The sequence below is a fragment of the Meiothermus taiwanensis WR-220 genome (assembly GCF_003568585.1).
Lineage (GTDB): Bacteria > Deinococcota > Deinococci > Deinococcales > Thermaceae > Meiothermus > Meiothermus taiwanensis.
The window spans coordinates 874013-886645 of record NZ_CP021130.1; the positions used below are offsets into that span (position 1 = coordinate 874013).

9 protein-coding genes are annotated in these 12633 nt (G+C 66.2%); 3 read left to right on the forward strand and 6 right to left on the reverse strand.

All coding sequences use genetic code 11. From position 1 onward, the window contains the following. The first annotated feature begins 13 nt into the window (after positions 1-13). The gene (gene dnaE, locus MTAI_RS04425) at positions 14-3787 is read left to right on the forward strand and encodes a DNA polymerase III subunit alpha (RefSeq protein WP_027887158.1); all 3774 of its coding nucleotides are present in this window, start codon (positions 14-16) and stop codon (positions 3785-3787) included. A 59-nt stretch (positions 3788-3846) separates the two neighbouring features. Here dnaE and kynA read toward each other — a convergent pair whose 3' ends face one another. From kynA to MTAI_RS04440, 3 genes are read right to left on the reverse strand one after another with little or no spacing between them, the layout of a single operon-like run. Then, positions 3847-4674: a tryptophan 2,3-dioxygenase gene (kynA, locus tag MTAI_RS04430; protein ID WP_027887159.1), complete on the reverse strand. Its 828-nt coding sequence runs from the start codon at positions 4672-4674 to the stop codon at positions 3847-3849. Continuing rightward, positions 4674-5903 (reverse strand): kynureninase, encoded by a 1230-nt coding sequence (gene kynU / locus MTAI_RS04435; RefSeq protein WP_027887160.1) that lies wholly within the window; start codon positions 5901-5903, stop codon positions 4674-4676. The genes kynA and kynU overlap by 1 nt, the downstream gene beginning before the upstream one ends. Positions 5904-5961: 58 nt before the next feature. Then, positions 5962-8244 carry a xanthine dehydrogenase family protein molybdopterin-binding subunit gene (locus MTAI_RS04440; protein WP_027887161.1) on the reverse strand — a complete coding sequence of 761 codons (2283 nt, stop codon included), beginning with the start codon at positions 8242-8244 and terminating at the stop codon, positions 5962-5964. 47 nt (positions 8245-8291) lie between these two features. Between MTAI_RS04440 and MTAI_RS04445 the strand changes: the two genes are divergently transcribed. Continuing rightward, the gene (locus tag MTAI_RS04445) at positions 8292-9254 is read left to right on the forward strand and encodes an acetamidase/formamidase family protein (RefSeq protein WP_027887162.1); all 963 of its coding nucleotides are present in this window, start codon (positions 8292-8294) and stop codon (positions 9252-9254) included. Here MTAI_RS04445 and MTAI_RS04450 read toward each other — a convergent pair. Together MTAI_RS04450 and MTAI_RS04455 are read right to left on the reverse strand one after the other, a co-directional pair. Next, positions 9217-10116, reverse strand: a complete 900-nt coding sequence (locus MTAI_RS04450; RefSeq protein WP_043982085.1) for an AAA family ATPase — start codon at positions 10114-10116, stop codon at positions 9217-9219. The genes MTAI_RS04445 and MTAI_RS04450 overlap by 38 nt on opposite strands. A gap of 28 nt (positions 10117-10144) precedes the next feature. Next, positions 10145-10879, reverse strand: coding sequence for an IS1096 element passenger TnpR family protein (locus tag MTAI_RS04455; RefSeq protein ID WP_051349801.1), 735 nt, complete (start codon positions 10877-10879; stop codon positions 10145-10147). A 50-nt stretch (positions 10880-10929) separates the two neighbouring features. On the opposite strand from MTAI_RS04455, the gene tsaD reads away from it, so the two are divergent. Then, positions 10930-11907, forward strand: a complete 978-nt coding sequence (tsaD, locus tag MTAI_RS04460) for a tRNA (adenosine(37)-N6)-threonylcarbamoyltransferase complex transferase subunit TsaD (RefSeq protein ID WP_027887164.1) — start codon at positions 10930-10932, stop codon at positions 11905-11907. On the opposite strand, the gene MTAI_RS04465 is transcribed toward tsaD, so the two are convergent. Continuing rightward, positions 11904-12593 carry a TapB family protein gene (locus tag MTAI_RS04465; protein WP_027887165.1) on the reverse strand — a complete coding sequence of 230 codons (690 nt, stop codon included), beginning with the start codon at positions 12591-12593 and terminating at the stop codon, positions 11904-11906. The two genes, tsaD and MTAI_RS04465, sit on opposite strands and share 4 nt — an antisense overlap. Positions 12594-12633 lie beyond the last annotated feature (40 nt).

Below are 12633 nucleotides of genomic sequence, written 5' to 3' on the forward strand. Positions count from 1 at the left end.
TGATGCCCGCAGAATGGCGAGCGAGCTTAATTCATCCGGGCAAAAGCACGATCCCAAAACCTGTCCAACCTGTAAATTCGCCCACCTGCACCAGCACACCCAGTTTAGCCTGCTGGACGGGGCGGCCCGGCTCAAAGACCTCTTGCACTGGGTCAAGCAGGTCTCGCCCGAGGAGCCCATGCTGGCCATGACCGACCACGGCAACATGTTCGGGGCGGTGCAGTTTTACAAGTACGCCACCGAGCTGGGGGTCAAGCCGATCATCGGCTACGAGGCCTATGTGGCGGCGGAGTCGCGCTTCGACCGCAAGCAGGGCAAGGGGCTGGATGGCGGTTACTTTCACCTTACGCTGCTGGCGCAGAACATGGAGGGCTACCAGAACCTCTCCCGCCTGGCCAGCCGGGCCTACCTCGAGGGCTTCTACGGCAAACCCCGCATCGACCGCGAGATTTTGCGCGAACACAACGCCGGTATCATCGCGCTTTCGGGCTGCCTGGGGGCCGAGATTCCCCAGTTCATCCTGCAGGAGCGCTTTGAGGAAGCCGAAAAGCGCCTGCAGGAGTACCTTGCGATCTTCGGCCCGGAACGCTACTTTATCGAAATACAGAACCACGGCCTGGCCGAGCAGCACAAGGTGAACAGGGTGCTGAAGGAGTTCGCCGATAAGTACGGCCTGGGCCTGGTGGCTACCAACGACGGGCACTACGTCAGGAAAGAAGACGCCGAGGCCCACGCGGTGTTGCTGGCGGTGCAGTCCAAGGCCACCTGGGACGACCCGGACCGCTGGAAGTTTCCCTGCGACGAGTTCTACGTCAAGAGCCCCGAGGAGATGCGCCGAACCTTTGAGGACGAAAAAACCCTCTGGGGCAGCCGCATGGATGAGCTGTTCGACAACTCGGTGAACATTGGGCGGATGTGCAATGTGGAGCTGGTGCCCAAGAAGGTGCAGTACCGCATCCCCAAGTACCCCTTGCCCGAGGGCCGTACCGAGGTGGTTTATTTCCGCGAGCTTACCTTCAACGGACTGCTCAAGCGCTACCCCGACCGGGTGACCCCCGAGCTGTACCGGGAGTTCCTACGCAAGCTGGGCCGGCCGGTGCCGCATGGGGACGGGGAGGTGCTGGCCCTCGAGCTGGCCCGCATCGAGGATCTCGAGGCCACCCGGGCCCACCTGCCCGAACTCCGGGAAGGCATCCAGTGGGACGGCTGGGCCATCCTGTCCCGCGCCATCTACGAACTGACCGTGGTGGAGCGCATGGGCTTTCCGGGCTACTTGCTCATCGTGAGCGATTTCATCAACTGGGCCAAGAACAACGGCATCTCGGTGGGGCCGGGCCGCGGCTCGGCGGCGGGCTCGCTGGTGACCTATGCCACCCGCATTACCAACATCGACCCCCTGGAGTACAACCTGCTCTTCGAGCGCTTCCTCAACCCGGCCCGGGTCTCCATGCCCGACATCGACACCGACTTCTCGGACGTGCGCCGGGGTGAGGTGATCGAGTACGTGCGCCAGCGCTACGGCGACGAGATGGTGGCCCAGATCGGCACCTTCGGCACGCTGGCCTCCAAGGCGGCCATCAAGGATGCGGCGCGGGTGTTTGGCCTCCCGGTCAAAAAAGCCGACGAGCTGGCCAAGCTCATCCCGGTGACCTTCGGCAAGCCGATGCCGCTGGACAAGGCGATTGAAACCATCCCCGACCTGCGGGCCGAGATGGAAAAAGACCCCCTGGTGAAGCGGGTGCTCGAGGTGGCCCAGAAGCTCGAGGGCCTCTCGCGCCAGAGCAGCGTGCACGCCGCCGGGGTGGTCATCGCGGACGTGCCCTTGCGCGACTACATCCCCCTGATGCGGGCCGGGGACACCGGGGCCAAGGTCACCCAGTACGACATGGGCTCGGTGGAGGCCCTGGGCTTCCTCAAGATGGACTTTCTGGGTCTGCGCACGCTCTCGTTTTTGGACGAGTGCAAGCGCATCATCAAGGAGTCCAAGGGGGTCGAGCTCGACTACGACAACCTGCCCATCGACGACGCCAAAACCTTCGAGCTGCTGGGCCGGGGGGAGACCAAAGGGGTCTTCCAGCTCGACTCGGCCGGCATGACCAGCGCGGTGCGGGGGCTCAAGCCGCGCCGCATCCAGGACATCATCGCCCTGGGGGCGCTGTACCGGCCCGGCCCCATGGAGAACATCCCCACCTACATCCGCCGCCACCACGGGCGGGAGGAGGTGAGCTACCCGCAATTCCCCAACGCCGAGAAGTTCATTCGGCCCATCCTGGAGGAGACCTACGGGATTCCGGTTTACCAGGAGCAGATCATGCAGATTGCCACCGCGGTGGCCGGCTACAGCCTGGGGGAGGCCGACCTGCTGCGCCGGGCCATGGGCAAGAAGAAGATGGAGGAGATGGTCAAGCAGCGGGCGCAGTTCAAGGAGGGGGCGGCCAAGAACGGCATCCCCGCCGAGGAAGCCGACCGGCTGTTCGACCTGCTCGAGGCCTTCGCCAACTACGGCTTCAACAAGAGCCACGCCGCGGCCTATGCCATCCTGACCTACCAGACCGCCTACGTGAAAGCCCACTTCCCGGTGGAGTTCTTCGCTGCGGTGCTCACGGTGGAACGCCACGACTCCGACAAGGTGGCCGAGTACATCCGGGCGGCTAGAGCGGCCGGGGTGGAGGTGCTGCCCCCCGATATCAACCAGTCGGGTTTTAGCTTCCGGGCCCTGGAAAAGAGCGTGCTGTTTGGGTTGTCGGCGGTTAAGAACGTGGGCGAGACCCCAACCGAGCTCATTTTGCGGGAACGCGAGCGGGGCGGGCCGTACAAATCGCTGGCGGACTTCCTGCGGCGGCTCGATGGCACCGTGGCCAACAAGCGGGTGGTGGAGTCCTTGATCAAGGCCGGGGCCTTCGATGCCTTTGGGCCTCGAGGCCCCATGCTGGCCGCCCTCGACGACCTGCTGAAGTGGGCCCAGGCCGAGCGCGAGCAGGCCCAGTCGGGGATGATGGGCCTGTTTGGCGAGTCGCTCGAGCCGGTGATTCCGGCAGCTCCTCAGCTGGACGCCATCACCCAGCTTCGCATGGAGAAAGAGGCCCTGGGCATCTACGTGACCGGGCACCCCCTCTCGCGCTACGAGGGCCTGCGCGAAGCCGCGAGCTGCACGTTGGAGGAGCTGCCCCAGGCCTTTGCCGAACACAAGGGCAACCGCAACCGCGCGCGGCTGCTGCTGGCCGGTATGGTGGAGGGCATTGTGCGCAAGCCCACCAAATCGGGGGGGATGCTGGTGCGCTTCACCCTGGCCGACGAGACCGGCGCGGTGGAGGTGGTGGCCTTTGGCCGGGCCTACGAGACCATATCCCCGCGCATTGCCGAGGATGCCGCGGTGCTGGTGGCGGTGGAGGTGGAGCCCGACGGCGAGGGTGAGACCCTGCGGGTGGTGGCCCAGGAGGTGTTTCCCTACCACGAGCTCGAGGGCCTGCCCAAGGTGCTGGAGCTCGAGCTCGACCTGGCCCTGCTGGACGAGGAAAAACTCCTGGACTTGCGCAGCCGGCTCGACGAGGTGGCCGGGCCGTTGCCGGTGCAGCTCAAGGTGCGGGGGCCGGGCGGCTGGGCGCTGGTGGAGGCCCGGGAGGTGCGGGCCGCGGAGGAGGCCCTGCCGGTTCTGCGGGAGCTGGACTGGCTCGAGGCCCGGCTGATTCCCGACCGCGAGATGCTGCTGGGCTATGGCAAACCGGCCGAGGGCAACGGCTTCAAAAACCAAAGGGGGTCTGATCAGGGGCCGGTGGTGCCGTTCTGATTCCCGGCCGGGCCCGGCAGGCCGGCAGATGGGGGTGGTTCACCTTTCCTGCGCTCGAGCTAGAGCGCGGTACGCACCTGCCATAGCTCGGGGAAGAGTACGATTTCCAGCGCTCGTTTGAGATAGGGAACCCCTGCGGTGCCGCCGGTGCCTTGCTTGTAGCCGATGATGCGCTCTACCGCGGTCAGATGGTTGAAGCGCCAGCGGCGGAAGTTGTCCTCCACGTCCAGCAGTTTCTCGGCCAGGTAGTACAAGTCCCAGTAGAGGGCGGTCTGGCGGTAGACTTGCAGCCAGGCATTGCGGACGGCCTCGCTGGGCTGGTAAGGCTGGCTGTAGTCGCGCTCCAGCACCTCGGCGGGAACTGCCAGGCCTCGAGCCGCCACCAGGCGCAAGGCCAGGTCGTAGAGGCTGGGGGCTTTTAGGGCCTCTTCCAGCCGGTGGTGGTGTTCGGGTTTGTGCTGGTGGGGCTTCATCATGAAGGGTTCTTTGTTGCCCAGCAGGAACTCGATCAGGCGGTACTGGTACGACTGAAACCCCGAGGCCCGGCCAAAGGCCGAGCGGAACTCGAGGTAATCGGCGGGGGTCATGGTCTTGAGCACCTCCCAGCTCGAGCTCATCTGCTCCTGGGCGCGGCAGACCCGGGTCAGCATCTTCAGCGCCGGGTCGATGATCCCCTGTGCCAGAAGGCCCATGGCGCTTTGCAGCTCGTGGATGATCAGCTTCATCCACAGCTCCTGTACCTGGTGGATGACGATGAAGAGCATCTCGTCGTGGGCCTTGGTAAGGGGCTGCTGGGCCGCCAGAACTTCTTCCAGGTGCAGGTAGTCGCCATAGGAGAGGTCGTGGCGGAAGTCGGTGTGGGCGGTGTGGTAGGTGGGGTCTTTCATCAGGTCACCTTGGCCCTTTCCTGGAAGCGCGCCTCCTGCCATAGCCCGCTTTGCATGACCTGGGCCAGCCTTTGCACCGCGTGGTAGACATCCTCGTAGCGCAGGTACAGCGGGGTAAAGCCGAAACGCAGGATGTCGGGGGCGCGGAAGTCGCCGATCACGCCCTGGCTGATCAGGGCCTGCATAATGGCGTAGCCCTCAGGGTGCCGGTAGGCCACCTGGCTGCCGCGCCGGTCGTGCTCACGCGGCGTGACCAGTTGGAAGCCATAACGGGCGGCCAGCGGCTCCATCAGCTCGATGAAGAAATCGGTGAGCTGTAGCGACTTTTGCCGCACCTGCTCCATGTCCACGCCATCGAAGACCTCGAGCGCTGCGTCCAGCGCGCTCATCGAGAGCACACCGGGCGTCCCCACCGTCAGGCGCCGGATGTCCTCGGCGGCCACGTACCCGGGCACAAAAGCGAAGGGGGCCTGGTGCCCCATCCAGCCGGAGAGGAAGGGGGTGGTCACCGGCTGATGCCGCCGCGCCACGAACACGAAGGCGGGCGCCCCCGGGCCGCCATTGAGGTACTTGTAGCCGCAACCCACGGCAAAATCCACCCCGTGCCGGTTGAGGTGCACCGGAAGGGCCCCCGCGCTGTGGGCCAGATCCCAGATGACCAGCGCACCTTTTTGCTGGGCCAGCCCGGTGAGCCGGGCCATGTCGTAGAGGTAGCCGGTGCGGTAGTCCACCTCGGTCAGCATGAGTACCGCGGTCTGCTCGTCGAGGGCCTCCTCGAGCCGGTCTTTTGTTACAAAGCGCAGCTCATACCCACCCAGAAGCTCGGCGATGCCCTGGGCGATGTAGAGGTCGGTGGGGAAGTTGTCGATGTCCGAAACGATAACCCTACGTCCGGGGCGCAGCTTGAGGGCGGCCAGCAGCACCTTGAACAGGTTGACCGAGGTCGAGTCGGCGGCGATTACCTCGTCGGGCTCGGCCCCAATCAGCCGGGCGATCCTGGCCCCGACCCGCTGGGGCAGGTCAATCCAGCCGTGCAGGTTCCAGCTTTTGATCAGGCTCTGGCCCCACTCGGCCTGTACTACCTGTTCCATGCGGGCCACCACCCGCTTGGGCAGGGCCCCCAGCGAGTTGCCGTCGAGGTAGATGACCCCTTCGGGTAGCAGGAACTCCGCCCGTTTGGGGGCCAGGGGGTCGGTGCGGTCGAGGGCTTGCAGCTCGGCTAAGGTCATAGGTCTCCTTACTCGGGGATCATGTCAGTGGCTTCAATCTCAACCCTGGCCCGGCTCTTCATCGGGGCCTTGCCGGCATGGCGGGGTGGGCAAGGGCCCGCCAGACCTTTTCGGGCGTGAGCGGCATGTCCAGATGAGCGATGCCCAGCGCGTCCAGCACCGCGTTCACCACCGCCGGGGTGGCGGCGATGGCCCCGGCCTCGCCCACGCCCTTCACCCCCAGGGGGTTGGTGGGGGAGGGGGTCTGGTGGCGGTGGGGCTCCAGCGGGGGCATCTGGTCGGCTTTGGGCAGGGCGTACTCCAGGTAGTTGGCGGTGCGGTTCTGCCCTTCCTGGTCGTAGACGATGCCCTCGTAGAGGGCCTGCCCGATGCCCTGGGCGATGCCGCCGTGCTGCTGGCCCTCGAAGAGCAGGGGGTTGATCACCACCCCGCAGTCGTCCACCGCGATGTAGCGCAGAATACGCACCTGGCCGGTCTCGGGGTCTACCTCCACCAAGGCCAGGTGGGCCCCAAAGGGGTAGTTGGCGTCTCTGAGGGCAAAGCTGGCGTGGCCCTCGAGGCCCGGCTCCAGGCCGGGTGGCAGCTTGCGGGGGCTGAAGGCGGTGGCGATCACCTGCTCCATGGGCACGGCTCTGTCGGTGCCGCGCACCCCCCAGCCCTGCTCGAGCAGCTCGATGTCCTCGGGGGCAGCCTCCAGGAGGTGGGCGGCAATGCGGGTCACCTTGTCACGAACTATATCGGCGGCCTTCAGCACGGCCGAGCCCCCTACCGAGAGGGTGCGGCTGCCGGCGGTGCCCATGCCGTAGGGAACCGCCAGGGTATCGCCCTGCACCACGCTTATGCGCTCAGGCGGCAGGCCCAGCCGCTCGGCCACGATCTGCACAAAGGCGTTCTGGGTGCCCTGGCCGTGGGGCGAGGTGCCGGTGAAGATCACCGCGCTGCCGTCGGGGTTGATGCGCACGCCGCCGGTCTCCCAGCCATACCCCGTGATCTCCACGTAGCTGCAAAGCCCGATGCCCAGCAGCCGGCCCTGCTGGCGGGCCTGGGCCTGTTCTGCCCGGAGCTGCGGGTAGTTGCTTACCTCCAGCAGCTTTTGCAACACCTCGCCGTAGGCCCCGGAGTCGTACCTGGCGCCGGTGCGGGTTTTGTAGGGGAAGGGCCCGGTGATGAAGTTCCTGCGGCGGATCTCGGCGGGGTCGAGGCCCAGCGCCCGCGCGCCCATGTCCATCAGGCGCTCGAGGTAGTAGGTGGCCTCGGGCCGCCCGGCCCCCCGGTAGGCCCCGGTGGGGGTGGCGTTGGTGTAGACACCCACCATCTCGAGCTCCACCGCCGGAATCTCGTAGGGGCCCTGCAGCATCAGGATGGTGCCGGGGGCGTTGCCCAGGGTGGTCTCGAGGGCATAGGCCCCCAGGTCGGCCACCACCCGCCCGCGCAGCCCCAGGATTTTTCCCTCGGCGTCGAAGGCCATCTCCAGCTCGGCCACCTGGGCCCGCCCGTGGATGGTGGCCCCAAAGCTTTCGCTGCGCCCCTCCAGCCAGCGCACGCTTCGCCCCAGGCGACGGGCCAGGTAGGCCACCAGAATTTCCTCGGGGTAAACGTTAATTTTGGCCCCAAAGGCCCCGCCCACGTCGGGGGTGATCACCCGTACCTGGTTCTCGGCCAGTCCCAGCCGCTCGGCTATTGCGCTGCGCAGGTCGTGGGGCATCTGGGTGCTCGACCATACCGTGAGGGCCTCGCGGATGCCGTCCCAGCTGGCCAGAACCCCCCGGGGCTCCAGGGGGCTGGGGGCCACCCGCTGTTGCACCATGCGGGCGCTCACCACCGCGTGAGCCTGGGCAAAGGCCGGGGCTACCTCGCCCGAAGTGGTCTTGCGGGCCAGGGCCACGTTGCTCGGGAGCTGGGGGTGGATGGGGGGAGCCTGCTCGGCTTGCCGTACATCGGCATAGGCCGGGAGCGGCTCGTACTCCACCCAGACATTCTGGGCGGCGTCGTGGGCCAGGGCCTCGGAGGTCGCCAGCACCGCCACCACCGGCTCCCCCGCGTAGCGCACCCGCTCGCGGGCCAAGAGGGGGTGCAAAGCCCCCTGGGCATCGCGCGGCACCGAGGCCGGGGCGTACAGCTCGGGGAGGTCGCTCGAGGTGTAAACCCCCACCACGCCGGGGCACTGCCGGGCCTCGGTGGTGTCCACCGAGACCAGCCGGGCGTGCGCGTAGGGGCTGCGCACCAGCACCAGGTGCAGCAGGTTTTCGGAGGGTAGGTCGGCCAGGTACTGCCCCTGGCCCCGCACCAGCTTGCCATCCTCGAGGCGCTTCATGGGTTGACCGATGTAGCGGTTCGACATAGGGCTATGTTACCCAAAGGTGCGGTGGGTCGTATGCTGGGGGGGCTATGCCAACCCACACCTTCGAACCCACCCACTACCACCACACCCTGGGCACCCACCCGCCGGTCTTGCGCATTGCGCCGGGCGATACGGTGCAAACCACCTGCGTGGATGCGGCCGGCCAGGATCGGGATTTACGGCCGGTCACCCCCCGGGGGAACCCCATGACCGGGCCTTTTTACATCGAGGGCGCCGAGGTGGGCGATACCCTGGTGGTTCGGCTGGAGAAGCTCAGGCCCAACCGCCGCCAGGGGTGGTCGGGGGTGGTGCTGGCCGCCAACGTGGTGGACCCCGAGGACGTGCCCCGCCTGGCCCAGGCCCAGGGTTCTCAGCGCTGGCTGGACTGGGAGGTAGACCTGGAAAAGCAGACCGCCCGGCTGGCCTCGCCTCTGAGGGGCCTGGAGGGGCTCGAGCTGCCCCTCGAGCCCATGCTGGGCTGCTTTGGGGTGGCCCCCAGCCGGGGCGAGGCCATCTCCACCGCCACTTCGGGGCCGCACGGGGGCAATATGGACTACCGGGGCTTCAAAGAGGGGGTCACGGTCTATTTTCCGGTAGGGGTGGAGGGGGCTTTGTTCTTCCTGGGCGATGGGCACGCTTTGCAAGGGGATGGCGAAATCGCCGGGACTGGCATTGAAATTTCCATGGACGTGCAGTTTTCCGTCGACCTCATCAAGGGCCAAACCATCCGCTGGCCCCGGGGCGAGGACGCGGAGTACATCTTTACCGTGGGCAACGCCCGGCCCCTCGACCAGTGCGTCCAGCACGCTACCAGCGAGATGCTACGCTGGCTAACCGAATCCTACGGCCTGGACATCCAGAGCGCCTCACAGCTGATGGGGCAGTGTGTCCGCTACGATCTGGGCAACATCTTCGACCCGGCCTACACCATGGTCTGCAAGATGCCCAAGAAACTCCTGGAGCGCCTGGGCCCTACTTCGGCATCGTGCGGCGCAGCAGGTCCTGGATAATCTGTTCTATCCGCAGGCCCTCGAACTGGGCCTCCTCGGTCAGGAGCAGCCGGTGCGAGAGGGCCGGCCTGGCCGCGCTGCGCAGGTCGTCCCAGTCGAGGTGGGCCCGGCCCGAGAGGTAGGCCAGGGCTTTGGCCAGGTTGAGCCAGGCCTTGGCCCCGCGGGGTGAGAGGCCCATGCGCAGGTGCTTTTCCTCGCTGGCCAGCTGGGCGGTGTTGGCGATGGCCTCGAGGGCGGGCTGGCTCACCACCACCTGCTGGGACTGGCGACGGGCCTCGAGCAAATCCAGCCCCTCTACGGGCTGGGGGGCGGCGGGCTCTTCCGAAAGAATCCGCATCCAGGTGGCCCGGGGGGGTGCCTGGACGGCAATCTTGGACATAAAGCGGTCGAGCTGGGCCTCGGGCAGGGGGTAGGTGCCCTCGAGCTCCAAAGGGTTCTGCGTGGCCAGCACCAGAAAGGGCTCGGGCAGGGCGTAGCGGGTTCCCCCCACCGTGACCCCCCGTTCCTGCATGGCCTCCAGCAGCGCCGACTGGGTCTTGGGGGTGGCGCGGTTGATCTCGTCGGCCAGCACCACCTGGGCGAAGATAGGCCCCGGGCGAAAAACAAACCGCCCATCCTCCAGGATCTCGGTTCCGGTCACATCCGCCGGAAGCAGGTCGGGGGTGAACTGAATTCTCCGGTAGGAAAGCCCGCTGGCCTCGGCAAAGGCCCTGGCCAGCAGGGTTTTGCCCAGCCCCGGCAGCCCCTCCAGCAGGGCGTGCCCGCCCGCTACGGCGGTGGCCAGCAGCTCGCGGATGACCTGCTCCTGCCCAAACAGAACCGCCCTAAGGGAGGCTTCCAGGGCTTCTAAGGTAGCTTTCACAAGCCAAATATACCCTGCTTCCTACCGGTTAGAACTCATCTTCGTCCTCATCTTCATAATCGGGGTACTGCTTGGGGGACTCGCCCACCCGCTCCAGCACCTTCGGGTATCTAACCCCCTTCTGGCGCGGTTCTGTACGCACCAGCTGCACCTCAAAGCGCCAGTCATCGCCATAGTCGAAGACAAACAGCATTTTCTGCTTGAGTTTGGTAAAAGCCTCGGATATACGGGTGTTTTTCACGCTGCGGGGCCGGGGCTCCTCGTCCTGCAGGAACGGCAGCGGCCCGCCCGAGTCCAGCCCGAACATCTTGAGCAGTTCCCTATCGGCCTGGGTGCGGGCCTTGATATCCTCCACCTCCTCCTCGATCATGCGCTCGACCTCTTTGTGCAGATGCGGGGGGATGCGGGGCAGAAGGGTGTCCTTCATCGCCTGAAGGGTAACCCTGTACATTTGCTCTATGATCTCATCCCGGGCTTCTTCAAGGGCTTGGCGGTAGGCTTTCTCGGCCTCGCCCATCCCGATCTCTTCGTCTTCCTCGTCGGCAAACAGCTCGTACTGCACCTTGGAGCGGAAGGGGTTCCTGAGGTTGTCGTAGAAGCCAAAGGCATGATCGAAGTAAAAGTCAAAGCTTTTTACAATGGCCTCGGCCAGGTCGTAGAGGGTATCGTCGGACTTGATGGCGATGAGCCGGTGTGGTTTACCCTCGGCCCGTTTGAAGACGTCCTTCAGCGTCACCTTGAAGACCATGATGGGGTTTTCCATAGCGGAGATTATTCTTGACCCCGGCGGGTAGTGCAAGAGAAAATCGGGCTGTGTGGATTCTGGGCATAGACACCTCCTGCGACGATACCGGGGTGGGCCTGGTGCGCGATGGGGCGGTGGTGGTCAACCGGGTGGCCTCCCAAACCCTCTTGCACCAGCGCTACGGGGGGGTGGTGCCCGAGCTGGCCTCGAGGGAACACATCCAGCTGATCGACGGCCTGGTGCAGCAAGCCCTGGACGAGGCCGGTCTGAAGGCCGCCGATCTCGACCTGATCGCAGCCACCCGTGGGCCCGGCCTGATCGGGGCCTTGCTGGTGGGCTACACCTACGGCAAGGGGCTGGCTTTTGCCCTGGGCAGGCCCTTTGTGCCGGTGCACCACCTCGAGGGCCACATCTACGCCGCGCTGGCCGAACACCCCGAGGTCGAACCGCCGTTCCTGGCCCTGATCGCCTCCGGCGGCCACACCCACCTGTTCGAGGTGCCCGCCTGGGGCACCTACAGGCTCCTGGGGGCCACCCTGGACGACGCCGCCGGTGAGGCTTTCGACAAGGCCGCGCGGCTTTTGGGCCTGGGCTATCCGGGCGGGCCGGAGATCGAGCGACTGGCCGGGCAGGGCGATCCCGGCAAGGTGCCGCTGGCAGCGCCGCTCCAGGGCCAGGAAGGGTTTGCTTTCAGCTTCTCGGGCCTCAAAACGGCGGTGGCCCGGGCCCTGGAGAAAGGCTACGCGCCCGCCGATATCGCCGCCCGGTTTCAGCAGGTGGCAGTGGGGCACATCGTGCAGGTGGTGACCCGCGCCGCCCGGCACACCGGCCTCTCGACGGTGCTGGTGACCGGCGGGGTGGCGCAGAACACCCCGCTAAAAGCCCAGTTACAGGCGGCGGGCCTTCGGCTTATGTTCCCCCCCAGGGGCCTCGCCACCGACAACGGGGCCATGATCGCCCTGGCGGCCTGGCGCACCCACACGCGCAACCTGCACAACCCCATGGCCCTTCCGGCGGCGGCCTACCTGCCCCTGGACGCTGGCTAACCGTCCTTGCGCAAAGCCACCAGCTCGGTTACGTTTTCCCCGTCGCGGGTTTTCTGGATGCTCTTCACCAGGCCCACGTTTTCGGCGTACCAGCTCGTACCCTGGCTTTCAAAGTTGAAGGGGATGCTCAGGGGGCCGGCGTTGGCGCGGAGGCGGGTGGCAAAGGTGGTTTGCAGCTTGTAGGCCACAAAACGGCCCGCTGGGGTGGTAACGGTCTCCTGCGCCACCACCCGGTAGGTGGTCTCGAGGGTTCCGCTGATGTTGAAGCGCAATGGCCCCTGCTGTCCGGTGCCCTGCACCTCCAGCACCAGCTTCCAGCTACCGCCCACAGCCCAGCGGTCGTAGTCTGGGACGGCCACGCCCGTTACCTTGACCACCTTCAGGTCGTAGCTCAGCGGCTGGGCCCCACCCTCCACCCGGCCACCCCCCTGGGTGCCGAAGTCCACCGGGGCGATGCCCTCGGGGGTACAGCGGTAGGTGGTCTCTTCCTTACCGCTGGCGCTCTGGCGTACCTGCACAAAGCTGTTCTCGGTAATGTTGGTTTTACGAATCGAGTAGGCGCCGGAGCGTTCTCCCGTCACCCGGTACTGCCATTCCCAGCCAGGCCGGGCGGGGGCGAAGGGCTGGTCGCAGAGCTGGGCCAGCGCCGGGCTGCCGAGCAGCAAAACCCACAACAGGGTGCGCATACCTCCTAGTGTATATGCCACCGCGCTATTCTCATCCGGA